Genomic DNA, 665 nt, shown 5'->3' with positions numbered 1-665 from the left:
GACCCGCAACAAAAAGGACATTTCGGTGCGTCCGGTTGACCTCCAGGACGTCTTTGCCCGCATCAAAGCGGCGAAGCGGGCCGTGCTGTTCCTGGTGTTCAACCCTTCGCTGCTCGGCGAAAATTCGATCGTAGACCAGGCGGTTGCGGCGGCGAAAGCGGATCCGAACCTCATCGTGCAGGGCGCGATCAGCGACGAGACGGCCATGCCCAACTATGTCGCTCCGACCAAGGATCCGGTCACCCACAAGTCGAACAAGGACGGCAAGTCGCCCTTTGTCTATCCGGAGAAGGTCTGGGAGGCCCCGAATGTCTCCATCGTAAGGGCGGCGAACCTGACCGGCGCCACGATTGCCACGGATTTCCAGGCCGAAGTGCTCACCGTGGGCCACGCGATCGTGCACGACAAGATCGTTGTCATCGATCCGATGGAGGACAACGCCACCGTCATTACCGGCAGCCACAACCTCGGTTACAAGGCGTCCTACGAAAACGACGAGAATTTGGTCATCGTGGAAGGCGACAAGACCTTTGCCGCGGCCTATGCCGTGCACATGCTCGACGTCTTCGACCACTATAAGTTCCGGGCTTGGCGCAGGACGATCGGCAAGGGGCCGTCCGATGCTGACGGGATTGCCATCGACGACAAGTGGCTGAAGCCTTATG

1 protein-coding gene is annotated in these 665 nt (G+C 60.0%); it reads left to right on the top strand.

Going from position 1 to position 665, the window contains the following annotated elements; genetic code table 11:
* Positions 1-25: 25 nt before the first annotated feature.
* The coding region (locus X744_RS0139235; protein ID WP_245266889.1) for a phospholipase D-like domain-containing protein at positions 26-665 on the top strand (640 nt) is incomplete at its 3' end.

The sequence above is a fragment of the Mesorhizobium sp. LNHC252B00 genome (genome assembly GCF_000502955.1).
In the GTDB taxonomy this organism is placed as follows: domain Bacteria; phylum Pseudomonadota; class Alphaproteobacteria; order Rhizobiales; family Rhizobiaceae; genus Mesorhizobium.
This window is presented reverse-complemented; position numbering and strand designations above follow the sequence as displayed.